Source organism: Mesorhizobium delmotii, from assembly GCF_900149755.1.
Classification (GTDB): Bacteria; Pseudomonadota; Alphaproteobacteria; order Rhizobiales; family Rhizobiaceae; genus Mesorhizobium; species Mesorhizobium delmotii.
In genome coordinates this window covers 103,756-119,152 of the sequence record NZ_FUIG01000043.1, presented here as the reverse complement: position 1 = coordinate 119,152, position 15,397 = coordinate 103,756, and the positions used below count along the sequence as shown (strand labels likewise).

22 protein-coding genes are annotated in these 15,397 nt (G+C 62.9%); 13 read left to right on the top strand and 9 right to left on the bottom strand.

Translation table 11 applies throughout. The features are described 5' to 3' along the window. Nucleotides 1-65: 65 nt before the first annotated feature. The 4 genes from BQ8482_RS26060 to BQ8482_RS26045 all read left to right on the top strand — a co-directional run bounded on the left by BQ8482_RS26060 (nucleotide 66) and on the right by BQ8482_RS26045 (nucleotide 4,118). Nucleotides 66-1,262 (top strand): phosphoglycerate kinase, encoded by a 1,197-nt coding sequence (locus BQ8482_RS26060; RefSeq protein ID WP_123150299.1) that lies wholly within the window; start codon nucleotides 66-68, stop codon nucleotides 1,260-1,262. Between the two features lie 129 nt (nucleotides 1,263-1,391). Beyond that, a complete protein-coding gene (locus BQ8482_RS26055) occupies nucleotides 1,392-2,417 on the top strand; it encodes a class I fructose-bisphosphate aldolase (RefSeq protein ID WP_123150203.1) in 1,026 nt (341 codons plus the stop codon). A 129-nt stretch (nucleotides 2,418-2,546) separates the two neighbouring features. Then, nucleotides 2,547-3,287: a DUF899 domain-containing protein gene (locus tag BQ8482_RS26050; RefSeq protein WP_123150202.1), complete on the top strand. Its 741-nt coding sequence runs from the start codon at nucleotides 2,547-2,549 to the stop codon at nucleotides 3,285-3,287. A gap of 99 nt (nucleotides 3,288-3,386) precedes the next feature. Beyond that, nucleotides 3,387-4,118: an SGNH/GDSL hydrolase family protein gene (locus BQ8482_RS26045; protein ID WP_123150201.1), complete on the top strand. Its 732-nt coding sequence runs from the start codon at nucleotides 3,387-3,389 to the stop codon at nucleotides 4,116-4,118. Nucleotides 4,119-4,231: 113 nt separating this feature from the next. On the opposite strand, the gene BQ8482_RS26040 is transcribed toward BQ8482_RS26045, so the two are convergent. Beyond that, nucleotides 4,232-4,414 carry a hypothetical protein gene (locus BQ8482_RS26040; protein WP_165848714.1) on the bottom strand — a complete coding sequence of 61 codons (183 nt, stop codon included), beginning with the start codon at nucleotides 4,412-4,414 and terminating at the stop codon, nucleotides 4,232-4,234. Between the two features lie 45 nt (nucleotides 4,415-4,459). Beyond that, complete coding sequence (locus BQ8482_RS26035) at nucleotides 4,460-5,413, bottom strand: ring-cleaving dioxygenase (RefSeq protein ID WP_123150200.1); 954 nt, start codon at nucleotides 5,411-5,413, stop codon at nucleotides 4,460-4,462. Nucleotides 5,414-5,679: 266 nt separating this feature from the next. Between BQ8482_RS26035 and BQ8482_RS26030 the strand changes: the two genes are divergently transcribed. The 5 genes from BQ8482_RS26030 to BQ8482_RS26010 all read left to right on the top strand — a co-directional run bounded on the left by BQ8482_RS26030 (nucleotide 5,680) and on the right by BQ8482_RS26010 (nucleotide 8,109). Beyond that, on the top strand, nucleotides 5,680-5,847 hold the full coding sequence (locus BQ8482_RS26030) for a hypothetical protein (protein ID WP_095495301.1): 168 nt from the start codon (nucleotides 5,680-5,682) through the stop codon (nucleotides 5,845-5,847). A gap of 84 nt (nucleotides 5,848-5,931) precedes the next feature. Beyond that, entirely contained in the window at nucleotides 5,932-6,534 is a 603-nt protein-coding gene (locus tag BQ8482_RS26025; protein WP_123150199.1) for a DJ-1/PfpI family protein, read from the top strand. 53 nt (nucleotides 6,535-6,587) lie between these two features. Beyond that, nucleotides 6,588-6,953 (top strand): VOC family protein, encoded by a 366-nt coding sequence (locus BQ8482_RS26020; protein ID WP_123150198.1) that lies wholly within the window; start codon nucleotides 6,588-6,590, stop codon nucleotides 6,951-6,953. A gap of 7 nt (nucleotides 6,954-6,960) precedes the next feature. Beyond that, nucleotides 6,961-7,371, top strand: a complete 411-nt coding sequence (locus tag BQ8482_RS26015; protein WP_123150197.1) for a hypothetical protein — start codon at nucleotides 6,961-6,963, stop codon at nucleotides 7,369-7,371. A gap of 18 nt (nucleotides 7,372-7,389) precedes the next feature. Beyond that, on the top strand, nucleotides 7,390-8,109 hold the full coding sequence (locus BQ8482_RS26010) for a helix-turn-helix transcriptional regulator (RefSeq protein WP_123150196.1): 720 nt from the start codon (nucleotides 7,390-7,392) through the stop codon (nucleotides 8,107-8,109). Between the two features lie 65 nt (nucleotides 8,110-8,174). Here the strand turns inward: BQ8482_RS26010 and BQ8482_RS26005 are convergent, their stop codons facing one another. Then, the gene (locus BQ8482_RS26005) at nucleotides 8,175-8,870 is read right to left on the bottom strand and encodes a DUF1013 domain-containing protein (RefSeq protein ID WP_123150195.1); all 696 of its coding nucleotides are present in this window, start codon (nucleotides 8,868-8,870) and stop codon (nucleotides 8,175-8,177) included. 349 nt (nucleotides 8,871-9,219) lie between these two features. Between BQ8482_RS26005 and BQ8482_RS26000 the strand changes: the two genes are divergently transcribed. Continuing rightward, complete coding sequence (locus BQ8482_RS26000; RefSeq protein ID WP_123150194.1) at nucleotides 9,220-9,861, top strand: LysE family transporter; 642 nt, start codon at nucleotides 9,220-9,222, stop codon at nucleotides 9,859-9,861. 164 nt (nucleotides 9,862-10,025) lie between these two features. On the opposite strand, the gene BQ8482_RS25995 is transcribed toward BQ8482_RS26000, so the two are convergent. Both BQ8482_RS25995 and BQ8482_RS25990 read right to left on the bottom strand, forming a co-directional pair. Beyond that, the gene (locus BQ8482_RS25995; RefSeq protein WP_065011316.1) at nucleotides 10,026-10,166 is read right to left on the bottom strand and encodes a DUF1127 domain-containing protein; all 141 of its coding nucleotides are present in this window, start codon (nucleotides 10,164-10,166) and stop codon (nucleotides 10,026-10,028) included. Between the two features lie 132 nt (nucleotides 10,167-10,298). Next, nucleotides 10,299-11,312 (bottom strand): NAD(P)H-quinone oxidoreductase, encoded by a 1,014-nt coding sequence (locus tag BQ8482_RS25990; RefSeq protein ID WP_123150298.1) that lies wholly within the window; start codon nucleotides 11,310-11,312, stop codon nucleotides 10,299-10,301. Nucleotides 11,313-11,499: 187 nt separating this feature from the next. Here BQ8482_RS25990 and BQ8482_RS25985 point away from each other — a divergent pair, with 187 nt between their 5' ends. From BQ8482_RS25985 to BQ8482_RS25975, 3 genes are all read left to right on the top strand, one after another. After that, nucleotides 11,500-11,694 (top strand): DUF1192 family protein, encoded by a 195-nt coding sequence (locus tag BQ8482_RS25985; RefSeq protein ID WP_123150193.1) that lies wholly within the window; start codon nucleotides 11,500-11,502, stop codon nucleotides 11,692-11,694. Nucleotides 11,695-11,781: 87 nt separating this feature from the next. After that, complete coding sequence (locus BQ8482_RS25980; protein ID WP_123150297.1) at nucleotides 11,782-13,029, top strand: MFS transporter; 1,248 nt, start codon at nucleotides 11,782-11,784, stop codon at nucleotides 13,027-13,029. A gap of 31 nt (nucleotides 13,030-13,060) precedes the next feature. After that, nucleotides 13,061-13,348 carry an ArsR/SmtB family transcription factor gene (locus tag BQ8482_RS25975; protein WP_029348743.1) on the top strand — a complete coding sequence of 96 codons (288 nt, stop codon included), beginning with the start codon at nucleotides 13,061-13,063 and terminating at the stop codon, nucleotides 13,346-13,348. 136 nt (nucleotides 13,349-13,484) lie between these two features. On the opposite strand, the gene BQ8482_RS25970 is transcribed toward BQ8482_RS25975, so the two are convergent. The 4 genes from BQ8482_RS25970 to BQ8482_RS25955 all read right to left on the bottom strand — a co-directional run bounded on the left by BQ8482_RS25970 (nucleotide 13,485) and on the right by BQ8482_RS25955 (nucleotide 15,395). Then, nucleotides 13,485-13,859, bottom strand: coding sequence for a nuclear transport factor 2 family protein (locus BQ8482_RS25970; RefSeq protein WP_123150192.1), 375 nt, complete (start codon nucleotides 13,857-13,859; stop codon nucleotides 13,485-13,487). 75 nt (nucleotides 13,860-13,934) lie between these two features. Then, nucleotides 13,935-14,543 (bottom strand): glutathione S-transferase family protein, encoded by a 609-nt coding sequence (locus BQ8482_RS25965; RefSeq protein ID WP_123150191.1) that lies wholly within the window; start codon nucleotides 14,541-14,543, stop codon nucleotides 13,935-13,937. A 44-nt stretch (nucleotides 14,544-14,587) separates the two neighbouring features. Next, nucleotides 14,588-15,043, bottom strand: coding sequence for an SRPBCC family protein (locus BQ8482_RS25960; RefSeq protein WP_123150190.1), 456 nt, complete (start codon nucleotides 15,041-15,043; stop codon nucleotides 14,588-14,590). 10 nt (nucleotides 15,044-15,053) lie between these two features. Next, nucleotides 15,054-15,395: an ArsR/SmtB family transcription factor gene (locus BQ8482_RS25955; protein ID WP_123150189.1), complete on the bottom strand. Its 342-nt coding sequence runs from the start codon at nucleotides 15,393-15,395 to the stop codon at nucleotides 15,054-15,056. Nucleotides 15,396-15,397 lie beyond the last annotated feature (2 nt).

The window sequence follows — 15,397 nt, the reverse complement described above, 5'->3', positions numbered from 1 at the left end:
TTGCAGGTCTTGCATCGTCGTTGATGCGGGTTAAGGTCCCGGCGTTTTTTGCGAAAGGGAACAGCATGGCCGGCTTTAAGACACTGGACGACATTGGCAATATCGATGGCAAGCGCGTGCTGGTGCGCGTCGACCTCAACGTTCCTGTCGCCGGCGGCAAGGTCACCGACGCCACCCGCATCGAGCGCATCGCGCCGACCATCGCCGAGCTTTCCGGCAAGGGCGCCAAGGTCATCCTGCTTGCCCATTTCGGCCGGCCCAAGGATGGACCGTCGCCCGAATTCTCGCTTGAGCCGATCGCCAAGGCGACCGCGGAGGTGCTCGGCCGCCCTGTCGGCTTCGCGGCCGATTGCATCGGCGACGCAGCGGCGAGCGCCGTCGCCGCCATGAACAACGGCGACGTGCTGCTGCTCGAGAACACCCGCTTCTACAAGGGCGAGGAGAAGAACGACCCGGACTTCACCGAAAAGCTCGCCGCCAATGGCGACATCTTCGTCAACGACGCCTTTTCCGCTGCCCACCGCGCCCATTCGTCGACGGAAGGGCTTGCGCACCTGCTGCCGGCTTTCGCCGGCCGTACCATGCAGGCCGAACTCGACGCCCTGGAAAAGGGCCTCGGCAATCCCGCGCGCCCTGTCGTCGCCATCGTTGGCGGCGCCAAAGTCTCGAGCAAGATCGACCTGCTGATGAATCTGGTGAAGAAGGTCGACGCGCTGGTCATCGGCGGCGGCATGGCCAACACCTTCCTGGCCGCGCGGGGGACCGATGTCGGAAAGTCGCTGTGCGAGCACGACCTCGCCAACACCGCCAAGCAGATCATGATCGAGGCGGCCGAAGCCGGCTGCGCCGTCATCCTGCCGATCGACGGTGTCGTCGCCAGGGAATTCAAGGCGGGCGCCGCCAGCGAAACCGTCGCCATATCAGAGGTGCCGGCCGACACCATGATCCTCGATGTCGGCGAAAAAACCGTGAAGACCGTTGCCGACTGGATCGACCGCGGTGCGACGCTGGTCTGGAATGGTCCGCTCGGCGCCTTCGAGATCGAGCCGTTCGACCGGGCGACGGTGGCGGCAGCCAAGCACGCCGCGGCCCGCACCAAGGCCGGCAAATTGATCTCGGTCGCCGGCGGCGGCGACACGGTGGCAGCACTCAACCATGCCGGCGTCGCCGACGACTTCACCTATGTCTCGACCGCCGGCGGCGCCTTCCTGGAATGGATGGAGGGCAAGCCGCTGCCCGGTGTCGATGTGCTGAAGCGCTGAGGCGAGAGACGAACAGGGACGTTTGCGCGTTTCAATCGATTCGAGTTTTCCACTCGGAATGGTTCGACTTGAACCTGCCTTGCACTAGTGGTCTGCTAGTTTGGAACAACTGTTTCAGGAGGATGCACAATGAGCGAACGTCTCGAGGACATTGCCGCCGCGATGGTGGCCGACGGCAAGGGTCTTTTGGCCGCCGACGAAAGCTCCGGCACCATCAAGAAGCGCTTCGACGTGATCGGCGTCGAATCGACCGCCGACAGCCGCCGCGACTATCGCGAGATGATGTTCCGCGCCAAGGAGGCGATGACCAGATACATTTCCGGCGTCATCCTCTATGACGAGACCATCCGCCAGAAGGCCACGGACGGCACGCCGCTCGTCGACATCATCAAGGCGACTGGTGCCATCCCAGGCATCAAGGTCGATGCCGGCGCCAAGCCTCTGGCTGGGTACCCCGGCGATACGATCACCGAAGGCCTCGACGGCTTGCGCGAGCGGCTCGCCGACTATTACAAGCTCGGCGCCCGTTTCGCCAAATGGCGTGCGGTGATCGACATCGACGTCGCCAAAGGCGTGCCTTCCGCCACGTCGATCGGCTCGAACGCCCATGCGCTCGCCCGCTATGCGGCGCTTTGCCAGGAGGCCGGCATCGTGCCGATCGTCGAGCCGGAGGTGCTGATGGACGGCGCCCATAACATCGGTACCTGCTACGAGATCAGCAAGGCAACGCTGACAAAACTCTACACCGAGCTCTACGCGGCCCGCGTCGTCCTCGAAGGCACTATCCTGAAGCCGAACATGGTTCTCGCCGGCAAGAAGTCGGGCAAGACCAGCAGCCCCGAGGAAGTCGCCGAAAAGACCATAAAACTGTTCCGCGAAACGGTGCCGGCCGCGATTGGGGGCATCGCCTTTCTCTCCGGCGGGCAATCGGACGAGGAGGCGACCGCCAACCTCAATGCCATCAACGCCATCGGCCCGCATCCATGGAAGCTGACTTTCTCCTACGGCCGAGCCTTGCAGGCGGCGCCACAGAAGGCGTGGAGCGGCAAGGCGGCCAACGTCGCCGCTGCCCAGGCCGCCTTCGCCCACCGCGCCCACATGAACCATCTGGCCGCGCTTGGAAAATGGCAGCCGGAACTGGAACAGGCCGCCTGACCGGATTTTTTCTACCTCAGCCGAACCCGGGCCATCTGCCCGGGTTCCATATGCTCCCAAAAAAACGCGACGGCCGTGTCGGCTCGCGTTGAGCCCAAACGTCCTTAGGGCTCAACGAGGAGCGGGCTGATGCCAAACAACAAGATCGTTTCACGGGAAGACTGGTTCCAGGCACACAAGGCGCATCTGGCGCGCGAGAAGGAATTGACGCGATTTCGCGACCGCATCGCTGCCGAACGGCGGGAATTGCCTTGGTTTAAGATCCGGAAGGACTATGTCTTCGAGACCGAACAAGGGCCGAAGAAACTGGCCGAACTATTCGCCGACGCAAGCCAGCTGATCGTCTACCACTTCATGTTCGGGCCGGGCGCCGACTACCGTTGCGAAGGGTGTTCCTTCCTCGCAGACCACATCGACGGCGCCAATCAGCACCTCAAGCACCACGATGTGTCGCTTGTCGTGATCTCGCGGGCGCCGTTGGCCGAGTTCCTGCCCTACAAACAGCGCATGGGCTGGAAATTCGACTGGGTGTCGTCCTACGCCTCGGACTTCAACTTCGACATGCAGGTTTCCTTCACCGACGAGCAGATCGCATCCGGCGACACGATCTACAATTTCGAGCAGCGGGCGCTGAAATCGAAGGACCTTCCCGGCACCAGCGTGTTCTACAGGGATGAGAACGGCGACATCTTCCTGACCTTCATGTCGCGCTCCAGGGGCGGCGATCCGCTGATCGGCGCTTATCACTATCTCGACCTGACGCCGAAGGGCCGCAACGAGACCGGTCCCTACCACAGCCTGATGGACTGGGTGCGGCTGCACGACGAATATGCAGACAGGTCCGAAATGCAGGACGCCTGTTGTCATTGACGACCGGCAGCCGACGCAAGGTCTTTCGCCTTTGGCCCGATATGCGCTAAGTGCTGCTCGCTATGCCCTTAAACGGAGTTGCCCCATTAACGGTTTGCGATGCAGCGCTTTCTAGCCCTCCTCACGTGGCTCGCCTTTCCGGTCTATGTCTGGCAGGGGCTCGGCGTGCGCCGCCGCACCACCCGCATGCTGCCGGCGCAAGGTCCGGTCATGCACGAGATATCAGGCCAGGCGCCGGCGGTCTCGCTTCTGATGCTTGGCGATTCTTCCGCCGCTTCGGTCGGCATCGGCAATTCCGAGTACGGGCTGGCCGCGCAACTGGCCGAGTTGATCTCGAAACGCACTGGCCGTGCGGTGCGCTGGCGGGCAGCCGGCTTCAACTCGGCGACCTCAGGCCAGATCCGCGACCATGTGCTGCCCAATCTGTCGGCCGATCCTTGGACGCATATCGTGCTCGCCATCGGCACCAACGACACCAAGAACTTTCACTCGGTGCCACGCTTCAAGAGCGATTTTGGCGGCCTGCTCTACGCGTTGCGCGCCAAATGGCCGGAGGCGCGCGTGGTGTGGTCGCCAGTGCTGGAATTCACCCGGGCACCGGCAATGCCGCCGCTGCTCGGAAAAATCCTGGAGATCCGCGCCGCCGAGATGAACCGGATGGGCGAGCGCCTCTGCCTCGAACGCGGCGCGGTGCCGGCGCCGCGCCTGCCGATCACCGATGCCGAAGCCGGTTTTGCCTCCGACGGATTTCATGCCTCGGAAGCCGGCTACCGAGCCTGGGCGGAACATCTCGTCGACTTGGTGCTGGCCAAGGAACCACGCCTCGCATAGCGGGCCGCCAGCCCTAATGCATGTCGCGCAAAAGTGTGCAGCGGTTTTGCGATAACGACATGCATAAAACAACCTAAAGCGCGTCGCGTGAGGTCGGTCGAACGCGACGCGCTTTAGGTCCAATGCCCCAGCGCCGCTGTTATCGAAATCGCCGCCATCGCCAATACCGCCAGCTTCCAGAAATCGCTGCGCCGCTTCAGCCCCGGCCAGCCGAGCGGCTTGATCAGCTGGATGACCATCATGGCAATGATAACGAGCGCGAGGAGTTTCGACATGCCGCCTTTGACCAGCATCACGGTCGGCTGTCAAAGCGCTCCTTTCGCTCGCTCACGAAAGCGTTGCTATGCCAGCGGCTTGAGGCCGGCCTCGATCGCAGCCCGGTTCGGTTCGAGGAACGGCGGCAAGGCCAGCCTTTCGCCCAGCGTTTCCAGCGGCTCGTCGGCCGTGAACCCGGGGCCGTCGGTAGCGATTTCGAACAATATGCCGTTTGGCTCGCGGAAATAGAGCGAGCGGAAGTAGTACCGTTCGACCTCGCCGCTCGACGGTAGGCGGAATTCGGCCAGCCGTGCGGTCCATTGATGCAAGGTCTCCTGGTCCGGCGCCCTGAATGCGACGTGGTGGACCGCACCGGCGCCTTGCCGTGCCGGCGCAAAGCCCGGCTGCACCGCGACATGAAGCTCCGCCGCCGGCCCGCCTTCTCCCATTTCGAAGACATGAACCTGACCCTCGCCGTCTGGCGAGGCATGGTCCCGCGCCTTGCGCATGTTCATCACCCTGGTCAGCACCGCTTCAGTGTTGGTGATATCGGGAACGCTGATGATGATAGGGCCAAGCCCGCGTATCTGGTGCTCGACTGGGACCGGGCTTTGAGACCAGGCATGGCTGTCGCCCTTGCCGCCATCACTGACGAGGCGCAGGCGCTGGCCCTCGGGATCCTCAAAATCCAGCGACGGGTAACCGCCAATGTCGTCGATTTCTCCTGTCGCGACGGTCTCGCCGGACAAGTGCTCCTTCCACCAGGCAAGGCTTTCAGGGCTGGCGACCCTTAGGCTGGTCCGGACAATGCTGTTGGTGCCGCGCCGCTCGCGTCCGACCGGCCAGTCGAAGAAGGTGATGTCGGTACCGGGCGTCGCCTCCGCGTCGGCGTAGAAAAGGTGATAGGCTGACGTGTCGTCCTGATTGACCGTCTTCTTGACTAGCCGCAGCCCCAAAGTGCCAGTGTAGAAACGAAGGTTTCCCGGCGCGTTCGCGGTGATAGCGGTTAGATGGTGGATTCCCGTCAGTTGCAGGCCCATGGTCGTCTCTCTGATCTCTGGAAAAGTTTTCTCCTTCAATATCAGAACGCCGTCCCTATCGCAGAAGGATTGCGAATTCCGACAGTCCGTCGCTGCAAGCTGAACGACTTAACCCGCAGAGCGACGAAAAAGCCTGCTTCTCTCGCGCAGGCGGGATCGGAATCGACAAAACCTGGCACGCTCGCCAAAGACCTCTCAGCCTCCTGACAGACTGCTGTCAGGAGGGGTGTGCGATAGTGTCTCCATCGAAAGAGAGGAGACCAGCCATGAACGGTTTTACCATTCTGCGCAGTGTGCAGCACTATGTCGGCAAGATCCGGACGATGCGCAACGAGATCCGCACCCGGCGTTTCATGAATGGGTTGCCGCAGAGCATCCGCAAGGACATCGGTTGGCCGGATAATTACGAAGGCCGCCACGGCCGCGGCAATTGAGGTGCTTTTTTCGCGGCAACGGTTGGATGCCGACGCTACAGCGCCCAGATAATAGGTCCGGCGCGCCGAAAGACGGAGCAGGAAATGTCCGAACAGAAGACCATCGGCGTCTTTTTCATCGATCGCTTCGCCGACTGGGAATACGGCTTGCTGGCGGCTTCGGCGGTCGAGTGGTTGGGTGCACGCGCGGTGTCGCTGACCCCGAACGGCAAGCCGGTGACCTCGGCATGCGGATTTGTGCTGACGCCCGACCGCTCCGCCGAGGTTGATGAAAACACCGATCTCGACGCCGTCGCGGTCATCGGCTCCGATCAGTGGGTCGATGCACCGCCTGATATCTCCGGACTGCTGACGGCAATTGCGGCGCGCCGTGGCGTGGTCGGCGGCATCTGCGCAGGCACGCTGGCACTGGCGCGCGCCGGCCTGTTCGAGAAGGCCAAACACACCAGCAATGGTCGTGACTGGATCAATGAAAAGGAACCGGGTTACCCCGGCGCCCAGAACTATCAGGACGTGCCCTATGCCGTCGCCGACGGTCGCATCGTGTCCGCGCCGGGTTCGGCGCCCGGCACTTTCGCTCTTGCCTATTTGAAGACGCTCTACCCCCAGAGAAGCGGCGACTTGGCGCAGATGCGCGCGCTGTTCGCCAAGGAGTATGCCGAAGGGGAATATGCTGAAGCCTCCTGACAGTATGGTGTCAGGAGCGGCGTGCAATAGTGCGACAGTATCAGGAGACAGACATGGCCTTCATCCCTGCAAAAGCGTCGGCATGGTTCGAGATTCCCGTCACCGACATGGATCGGGCGCGCGCCTTTTATGGGTCGGTGCTTCAGAACGATCTCATCCTGGAGGAGAGCGGCCCGAACCCGCTGGCCATGTTCGCAGCGCAGGACCGAATGGCATCCGGGCACGTCTACCCCGGAAAACCCGCAGCACCGGGAACCGGCCCGACCATCCATCTGTCGGTTGCCGCACCAATCGAGGACGCCATGGAACGGGTGAGGCAGAACGGCGGTCAGGTCGTCTCGCCGGCGATCTCCATTCCGGCCGGCACATTCGCCTATTGCCTCGACCCGGACGGCAACAGCTTTGGGCTCTTCGTCTAGGTGGCGCATGGTAAAGAGCTGGAGCGACAGGCTGAATACGCCGGGCACCAACGGCATAAAGCCGTCGCCGCGCACTGTTGGCGACGTCGTCGAGGGCCAGCCGATGCTGGTGCCGACGGCACGGCAGGTCGATGATTTCATCCGCTCCATCCCAAAGGGCGTGGACATGGACGTCCGCGCATTGCGCACCGCGCTCGCCACCGAGCACGGTGCCGAAGTGACATGTCCAGTCACCATCGGCTATCATCTGCGCACTGTCGCCGAGGCCGCCAACGAGGATCTGGAGCGCGGCATGACGCTGAGCGAGATCGCGCCGTTCTGGCGGGTGCTGGATGCAAAGACGCCGACAACAGGGAAATTGTCCTTCGGTGCGGCATTCGTCGCCGCGCAGCGCAAGCGCGAAGGGCTGGAATCATAAACACCGAGGGACCATACGATGCGCCGCGCCGACAGGCTCTTCCAGATCGTGCAGCATCTGCGCGGTGGCCGTTTGGTCACCGCCCAGAAGCTGGGCACGTGGCTCGAGGTTTCCGAGCGAACAATCTACCGCGACATCGCCGACCTGCAGTCGACCGGCGTGCCGATCGACGGCGAGGCCGGCGTCGGCTACATGATGAGGGAGGGTTTCGACCTTCCGCCGCTGATGTTCACGCGTGACGAGATCGTCGCGCTGGTCGCCGGCGCCCGCATGGTGCGCGCGTTTGGCGGCGCTGCGATGGCGCGCGCCGCCGACGAGGCGCTGGTCAAGATCGGCGCCGTGCTGCCCGATGCCGAAAAGGACCGCATCGCCCGCACCGAGATCCACACGCCGATGTGGGTGGTGAGCGATGCCGCCCGCGAAGCAATCGACCTGATCGAGCGCGCGGTGGAAAAACGCCAGGTGCTGACCATAGACTACTCCGACGAAGCAGGTCGCAGCACCGCGCGAGACATCAGGCCATTGGGCCTGTGGTTCTGGGGCAAGGTGTGGACGCTGGTCGCCTGGTGCGAGATGCGCGACGATTTTCGCGCTTTCCGCATCGACCGCATCGCTTCAGTGGTCGTCGCCGGCCGCGTCTTCAAGCCGGAGCGCGGCAAGCAGCTCGCCGATTTCTATCGTGCGGTGGAGCGCAGCGAGGACTACGGCATGGCGCCGGACCGGGCCGCGCGAACCTGACACCGCGAGATCGAAAAAAGCCCGCGTGAGGCGGGCTTTTTGTAATTGATCGGGCTATGGCCGACTCACTCCTCGTCGTCCTTATCCTGGTCCTTCGACTTCAGTGCCGAAAGCTTGGCGAAGACGGCGTTGGCGTCGAGCTCCGCATCCTCGTCCTTTGGCTTCTCCGGCGCCGGCACCAGGCGCTCGGTCAATGCCGCCGGCAGCAGCGTGTCGCCGGCCGGCTGTGCCTGCTCGCGGCCTCGCGAGGCGCGGTTGACTTCCATGTCGAGATCGATCTGCGAGGCGAGACCCAGCGTCACCGGATCCATCGGCTGCAGATTGGCCGAGTTCCAGTGCTTTCTGTCGCGGATCTGGTCGATCGTCGACTTGGTCGTGCCGACGAGGCGCGCGATCTGCGCGTCCTTCAACTCGGGATGGTTGCGCACCAGCCAGAGGATGGCGTTGGGCCGGTCCTGGCGCTTCGACAGCGGCGTGTAGCGCGGACCCTTGCGCTTGGATTCCGGCACCCGCACCTTGGGATCGGACAGTTTCAGCCGATGGTTCGGGTCCTTCTCGGCGCGTGCGATCTCGTCGCGGGTCAGCTGGCCGGTCATGATCGGGTCCATGCCCTTGATGCCCTGCGCCGACTCGCCATCGGCGATCGCCTTGACCTCGAGCGGATGCAGCCCGCAGAACTGCGCGATCTGCTCGAAGGACAGCGCGGTGTTGTCGACCAGCCAGACGGCGGTCGCCTTGGGCATCAGCAGCGTATTGGCCATTATGAGATATCCTTCTCGTTCGCCCGCGTTCCCGCGCGGGCGGTGGTTTTAGAGCCACCAAAATGGGAAATTCGCTGCGTATATAACCACTCCGTTGTCGTTTCGCAACGTTTTTGGAAGGTACCCGCGAGATTGGCGGGGGAGATCGAAACGTGTCAAATCAACCCGTTTGGCTTCGGCACCGTGCTTTCGGCGAGCCGCTCAGCGGGCGCGGCCGATAATCCGGCAAAAAGAGGTCCTCATGTCGGCATTTGCCGACTGTTAGAAGGGACATGTTTCATACACATTTCGCCCTCGGTGGCAGCGGCTGCCTTCAGGAGAGCAGGCCGCCGCCGATGTGGGCTGATCGATGTTGGAAACCGGGCACGCTGTCGCGGCGGGGTTGTTTCCGTTCGCCATTTCCTATGCGCTGTTGGCAATGCTGCCGGGCGCCAATTTTGCTGTCGTCGCGCAGGCCGGGCTAACCGCTTCGCGTGCCACAGCGCTTTCGGCAGCCGCTGGTATCGCCCTTGGCGCGAGTTCGTTGGCGGCGATCGTCGCGACGGGAGCCGGCGCGCTGCCGCCGGGGGGCATCGCACACCAGATGGCCGCCAGCCTATACGGCGCAGTGCTGGTCTTCATCGGCTGGAATTCGATGCGACGGGCGCTGTCTATCAAGACCGGCATCAACGAGCCGAAGCCGGTTTCAATCGCTCGATACTTCCGGCTGGGCTTTGTCACGGCAGTGGCAAATCCTGCCACCGCGCTGTTTTTCGCATCCTCCACGCTGAATTTAAATGCTAGTGGGGCAACTCACCTGTCCGCGGTCGCACTGGTGTTTGCTATTGCGATCGCCTGGTTTGGTCTTCTCGGCCTTTCCATTTCCCAACCGGCCACACGACGATTTTACAGTCATTTCCGAAAGCATGCGGACATCGTGCTGGGAGGAGCCCTGGTGGCCGCTCGGTTTTGCCGCACTTGGCTATTGAGACACGCAACCGCCGCTGCTTGACGGACCTCAAAACGACAAAACCCGCCGGACAGGGTCCAGCGGGCTCGGAACCGGCGACGGGAAACCCGTCTGCTGCGGCTCTGGCTTCTAAAGCAGGATCTCGGACCGAAGCACCACTTCGCGAAAAAGCGGCTTGATGCTTTCGGGCGAGATCACGCTCGAGATCAAAGCGCCTTGCGGGCGATCCTCTCGATGTCACCACGGTTGATGCCGAGGTCGTTGAGCTGACGGGCGTTCAGGCGGTTCAGTTCGCGCACGGTTTCATTGTACATGCGCCAGTTACGGAAAGCACGGATCGGGTTCATGGTAGTCCTCCATCGTTTCGATGCCGCTGAAATAGGCATCGTTGATGAAAAGTTGAACAGACGCTTTTGCATGGCCGCAATGCGTTTGTTGCATTGCACAATTAAGGTTTTGTTCAGCTTGTTTACCGACCGTCAGCCGACATCGAGCACGATCTTGCCGATATGGTCGCCGTCCTCCATTCGCTCATGCGCCCGCCACGCTTCCTTGAGCGGGAAGATCATGTCCATGACGGGTGCTACCTTGCGGGTGCCAAGCAGCGGCCACACCTGCGCCTCCAGTGCTGCGGCGACTGCCGCCTTGAATTCGACGGTGCGCGGCCGCAGCATCGAGCCGGTGTGGGTGAGCCGCTTGGCCATCATCTTCGAGAAATCGGCGCTAGCCACCGCCCCGCCCTGCGTGGCGATCTGGACGATGCGGCCTTCCACAGCCGCGGCCTCGTAGTTTCGCGCCACATAGTCGCCGCCGACCATGTCGAGGATGACGTTGGCGCCCTTGCCGCCGGTCGCGTCCTTGACCGCCGCGACGAAGTCCTCCTCGCGGTAGTTGATCGCCCGGTCGGCGCCAAGCTTCAGGCAGGCGTCGCACTTCTCCTGGCTGCCGGCGGTGGTGATGACATAGGCGCCGAAGGCCGAGGCGAGCTGGATCGCCGTGGTGCCGATCCCGGACGAGCCGCCATGGACGAGCAGCGTCTCGCCGCTCTTTAAGGCCCCGCGCTCGAAGACATTGTGCCAGACGGTGAAGTAGTTTTCCGGAACTGCCGCCGCTTCTGTGTGGGTAAAGCCGGCGGGCAGTGGCAGCACGCTGCCGGCATGGACCTTGACATATTCGGCATAGCCGCCGCCGGGCGTCAGCGCGCAGACCCGGTCGCCGACACGCCAGCGCGATGTCTCGTCGCCAAGGGCTGCAACTTCGCCGGACGCTTCGAGACCCGGCAGATCCGACGCACCGGGCGGCGGTGGATAGACGCCCTTGCGCTGCTGCACATCCGGCCGGTTGATACCGGCAGCGCGCACCCGGATCAGGATTTCGCCGGGACCGGGCACGGGCACGTCGCGCGTTTCCGGTTTCAGCACTCGCGGTCCGCCGGGTTCCAAGATCGCAATGGCCGTCATCTTCGCCGGAATTTTGTTCTGTCCACTCGCCATGAATTTTCCCGTCTCGCTTCGCCAGTTTCTTGCCAGCTGCCGGTTTTCTTGCCGACTATTTGCATCCATGCCCCTGCCCTATGTATGCTGATTGCCAAATCAGGCAAATGGCCACTGCAGCGTCGGGCGTTCGATTGGACGCGCAAAGGTAGCAGTTTAATTTTTTGCGCATGAGCGAGGAGCGACGATGGCGATCTTCGACGACGAACCCAAAAAGAAAGCCCGCCCGCATGAGATCGGGCAGGATCTGTCGCTGCTTTCCCTTAGCGAACTGTCCGAGCGGATCGGCATCTTGCGCGACGAGATCGCCCGGCTCGAAGCCGAGCTCAAGACCAAGAGCACCACCAAATCAGCGGCCGAGGCGCTGTTCCGCCGCGAATAGTTTCCAGAGCCGAATCGCCCGCCGCCGAAAAGCTCGAATGCGGCTGTCTTCAGATCCTCTCTAGATTCCAGCCGGATCAGCTAAATGATGTTTGCAAGCTACCGACCGATCCTCTCGCTGCTTCGCGGCACCGCTTTCCTGCTGGCGGCGACCGGGCTGCACGGGCTGCTGTTGCCGCTGCGCGGCCAGTTGGAAGGCTTCTCGACCGCATCGCTAGGCCTGATGGGCACGGCCTGGGCCGGCGGCTTCGTCACCGGCTGCTTTTTTGCGCCGCGCCTCGTGCGTCGCGCCGGTCACGTACGCGCTTTCGGCGCCTTTGCGGCATCGGGAGCCATCGTCGCGCTGCTCACCGGCCTGATCATCGACGAATATGTCTGGATCCTGCTGCGCGCCTTCACCGGCTTCACCATGGCCGGCGCCTTCATGGTCATCGAAAGCTGGCTGAACGAGAAGTCCACCAACGAGAACCGCGGCACCGTCTTCGGCCTTTACATGATGGTCACCTATGCCTCGATTATGGGCGGCCAAATGATCGTTGCCGGCGGCGACGTGAAGTCGGCCTCGCTGTTCATGATCACCGGTATCCTGTTCTGCCTGTCGCTCATTCCGACCGCAGTGTCGACGGCTTCGCACCCCAAGCCGCTGCAGGACGTCTCGCTCGACGTCAAGGGGCTCTATGTCAATTCGCCGGTGTCGGCGATCGCCTGCGTTTTGATCGGCATCGCTAACGGCGCGTGGGGCACGCTTGGTGCCGTCTATGGCGCCCGTATCGGCATTTCCACGGCCGAGATCGCGCTGATGATGAGCCTGGTGGTCGTCGCCGGCGCCGCCATGCAACTTCCGGCCGGACGTCTCTCCGACAAGACCGACCGCCGCTTTGTGCTGGCGGGCCTGGCCTTCGGCGCGGCGCTGTTCGCCGTCGCGGTCTTCCTGTTCGAGCCGCGCTCCGGCGTGTTCGTCATCGTCTGCACCGCCGCCTACGGCGCTTTTGCCTACACGCTGTATTCGATCGCCGTGGCCCATGCCAACGACCACGCCCGGGCGGAGGATTTCGTCAAGGTGTCGGGCGGCCTGCTGCTGCTCTATGGTTTCGGCACGATGATCGGGCCGCTGCTGGCCGCCGGCCTGATGGGCTGGATGCGGCCGGAAGGCCTGTTCCTTGCGACGGCCTTCGCGCATCTTTGCCTGGCGGGCTATACGTTGCTGCGCATCAGCCGGCGCGCGCCGGTGCCGATCGAAGACCGCGACACCTTCAAGACGCAACCGGCCGAGCGCTCGATCACGCCGGAAGCATTGCGGCTCGATCCGCGCAGAAAGCCTGAAACCAACGGTTGAGATTTAGAAAACTTTGCCCCACAAATAAGGCATGATGTTTTCTGACGCCTTCATGGCGATTGCCGATCCCAACCGGCGCCATCTTTTGGAAGAGCTCCGGCGCGGCCCGAAGACCGTCAACGAACTGGCCGCCGGGTTGCCAGTCTCGCGCCCGGCTGTTTCCCAGCATCTAAAGGTGCTGCTCGATGCCGGACTGGTCAACGCCAAGCCGGAAGGGACAAGGCGCGTCTACACGGTCAGCAATGCCGGCTTCCTGAAGCTCAACATCTGGCTCGACCAGTTCTGGGATGCAGAGCAGCTTGGCTCGCCCGGAAACTGAGATGCGCCGTCGCGTCTTTGCCAGTAGCGCACCAGGCGCGTCGAGCAGCTCGCCCGTGCCATGCTTGCTTGCGGGTGCCGAGATCATCATGGCTGTCGAGAAAGGCACACTGCTCCGTCCTCGTCAGGCCGATGAGCTAGCTCAATGGTTGTTGCGGGACGAAAACGCCGTCCTTGTAGGTAGCGCCGAAATAGACCTCGACGCTGTGCAGCCTACCGTCCTGGAACGAATGTAATTCGGTGTTGCGGAAGACCTTGCCGTCGAGCGTTTCGCAGCGATAGAGAACTAAAGCACCGTTGCCGTCCTCGCAAATCCTCTCGACGGCGATCGACTTGAACAGCGTGCTGTTCGGCCAGCAGCGCGCGAAGTAAGTCGCGCGATCGATGGCGTCGTCATAGGGGCTGGTGAAGGTGAAATCGTCTGTCAGCACCGCCTCAATGACGCTGCGGTCGTTGGCCTGGTAGGCGGCGAAGTAACTGTGGATCAGGTCCGATCTGCTTTTGACAGGCATGGCGAAAGCTCCTTTGGATTCAGGTGCTGGCGTTGAGCCGCACATCGTCCCATTGGAACAGTGTCGGGCATCGGCCTAAGCGTTCCAGCTTGGACGTTTCTGAACACGGTCGAGCCAATGATGGACATTGACGAGCGCGTCCGGAATGTCGGCGCCGAAGAAGGCGCCAAGCCACGCTGCGACGGCGGCGGTGATGTCGGCGACGGAGTACTGGTCGCCGGCGATGAACGGGCGGCCATCGGCGATCTCGCGGTCAAGCCACGCCCACTTTGCCGGAACGGCCTCGCGCTGCGTTTCGGCGAAAGCCGGGAACTGCACGAGCCGCTCCGCAAACATGGGATCGGAATGCTGGGCGATGCTGCCAATCGTTCCGAAGATCTCGATCTCGGCGCGGCGGTTCCACATCTCGACCTTGCCTTGGCTGACCGCGTCTGAGCCGAACAGTGCCGGCGTTGGATGAAGCGCCTCCAGACAGCGGCAGATGGCGATGCTTTCGGTGATCACCGTCCCGTCATCGAGCACGAGCACGGGAACCTGGCCTAGTGAGTTGAGCTCAAGGAATTGCGGCGCCTTGTGCTCGCCTTTTGTCAGGTCGACTTCAACCCGCGGAACGTCGATGCCTTTCTCAGCCATGAAGATGCGAACGCGGTAGGAATTCGGGCCAATGCCGCAGTAGAGTTTCATACTGTCCTCCCGATTCTGCTGGTCTTTGGCTCAGGCTGCGGCGCTCACGCGCATTCCACCCGCAGGTTGTCGAGCATCTGGCTCCAGCCAGCCTGATGGTTTTCGGGCTGATCATGGCCGTCAAGAAAGGCGCTTTGCTCGGTCATCACCAGCCGGCAGCCTGTGCCTTCTGGACTGAATTCAACCGTCAGCAGGCCGACAAACGATCGCTGGCCGCTGCTGGTCATGCCACCAGCCGAGACGATACGCTGGTCGCGCACGATGTCGAGGTAGCGCGTCTCGTTCACATAACTCTCGCCACCCTCGGGCCCGAAACGGCTGAGCGCAATGCCGCCCACCTGGAACTCGAAGCAGTCAATGCTGCTTTCCCACCCCTCGCCGGGCGAGCCCCAGCGCTGCAATGCGGCGGGATTGGACCAGGCGGCGAACACCCGCGCCGGCGAAGCGTCGTAGCTGCGTTCGAGCACTATGGTCGAATGGACGACGGAGCGTTCGCTCATGTTGGCCCCCTCAGTTTCCTTCAGTTTCGTCCTTGGTTTCCGCGAGAAAGGCGCCGAGTCGGTCGAGCCGCTGTTCCCAGGCCAGGCGCCGTTCGTTGATCCAGTGTTCGGCGGTCCTCAGCGCCTTCGGCTCGATATGGCAGGTGCGCACCCGGCCGAGCTTTTCGGTGCGGACGAGACCGCTCGCCTCGAGCACGTTCAGGTGCTGGACGACCGCCGACAGCGACATCGCCAGCGGCTCGGCCAACTGGCTTACCGAGGCGGGGCCGCACGACAGCCGCTCCACCATGTGCCGCCGCGCCGGGTCGGCGAGCGCCTGGAACATCAGGTCGAGCTGGGCGGTATCCTGCATCG

Bases quoted from the DNA above. Each gene is read 5' to 3' on its own strand.
- BQ8482_RS26060 (WP_123150299.1), top strand. From the start codon at position 66: ATGGCCGGCTTTAAGACACTGGACGACATTGGCAATATCGATGGCAAG.
- BQ8482_RS26055 (WP_123150203.1), top strand. From the start codon at position 1,392: ATGAGCGAACGTCTCGAGGACATTGCCGCCGCGATGGTGGCCGACGGC.
- BQ8482_RS26050 (WP_123150202.1), top strand. From the start codon at position 2,547: ATGCCAAACAACAAGATCGTTTCACGGGAAGACTGGTTCCAGGCACAC.
- BQ8482_RS26045 (WP_123150201.1), top strand. From the start codon at position 3,387: ATGCAGCGCTTTCTAGCCCTCCTCACGTGGCTCGCCTTTCCGGTCTAT.
- BQ8482_RS26035 (WP_123150200.1), bottom strand. From the start codon at position 5,413: ATGGGCCTGCAACTGACGGGAATCCACCATCTAACCGCTATCACCGCG.
- BQ8482_RS26030 (WP_095495301.1), top strand. From the start codon at position 5,680: ATGAACGGTTTTACCATTCTGCGCAGTGTGCAGCACTATGTCGGCAAG.
- BQ8482_RS26025 (WP_123150199.1), top strand. From the start codon at position 5,932: ATGTCCGAACAGAAGACCATCGGCGTCTTTTTCATCGATCGCTTCGCC.
- BQ8482_RS26020 (WP_123150198.1), top strand. From the start codon at position 6,588: ATGGCCTTCATCCCTGCAAAAGCGTCGGCATGGTTCGAGATTCCCGTC.
- BQ8482_RS26015 (WP_123150197.1), top strand. From the start codon at position 6,961: ATGGTAAAGAGCTGGAGCGACAGGCTGAATACGCCGGGCACCAACGGC.
- BQ8482_RS26010 (WP_123150196.1), top strand. From the start codon at position 7,390: ATGCGCCGCGCCGACAGGCTCTTCCAGATCGTGCAGCATCTGCGCGGT.
- BQ8482_RS26005 (WP_123150195.1), bottom strand. From the start codon at position 8,870: ATGGCCAATACGCTGCTGATGCCCAAGGCGACCGCCGTCTGGCTGGTC.
- BQ8482_RS26000 (WP_123150194.1), top strand. From the start codon at position 9,220: ATGTTGGAAACCGGGCACGCTGTCGCGGCGGGGTTGTTTCCGTTCGCC.
- BQ8482_RS25995 (WP_065011316.1), bottom strand. From the start codon at position 10,166: ATGAACCCGATCCGTGCTTTCCGTAACTGGCGCATGTACAATGAAACC.
- BQ8482_RS25990 (WP_123150298.1), bottom strand. From the start codon at position 11,312: ATGGCGAGTGGACAGAACAAAATTCCGGCGAAGATGACGGCCATTGCG.
- BQ8482_RS25985 (WP_123150193.1), top strand. From the start codon at position 11,500: ATGGCGATCTTCGACGACGAACCCAAAAAGAAAGCCCGCCCGCATGAG.
- BQ8482_RS25980 (WP_123150297.1), top strand. From the start codon at position 11,782: ATGTTTGCAAGCTACCGACCGATCCTCTCGCTGCTTCGCGGCACCGCT.
- BQ8482_RS25975 (WP_029348743.1), top strand. From the start codon at position 13,061: ATGATGTTTTCTGACGCCTTCATGGCGATTGCCGATCCCAACCGGCGC.
- BQ8482_RS25970 (WP_123150192.1), bottom strand. From the start codon at position 13,859: ATGCCTGTCAAAAGCAGATCGGACCTGATCCACAGTTACTTCGCCGCC.
- BQ8482_RS25965 (WP_123150191.1), bottom strand. From the start codon at position 14,543: ATGAAACTCTACTGCGGCATTGGCCCGAATTCCTACCGCGTTCGCATC.
- BQ8482_RS25960 (WP_123150190.1), bottom strand. From the start codon at position 15,043: ATGAGCGAACGCTCCGTCGTCCATTCGACCATAGTGCTCGAACGCAGC.
- BQ8482_RS25955 (WP_123150189.1), bottom strand. From the start codon at position 15,395: ATGCAGGATACCGCCCAGCTCGACCTGATGTTCCAGGCGCTCGCCGAC.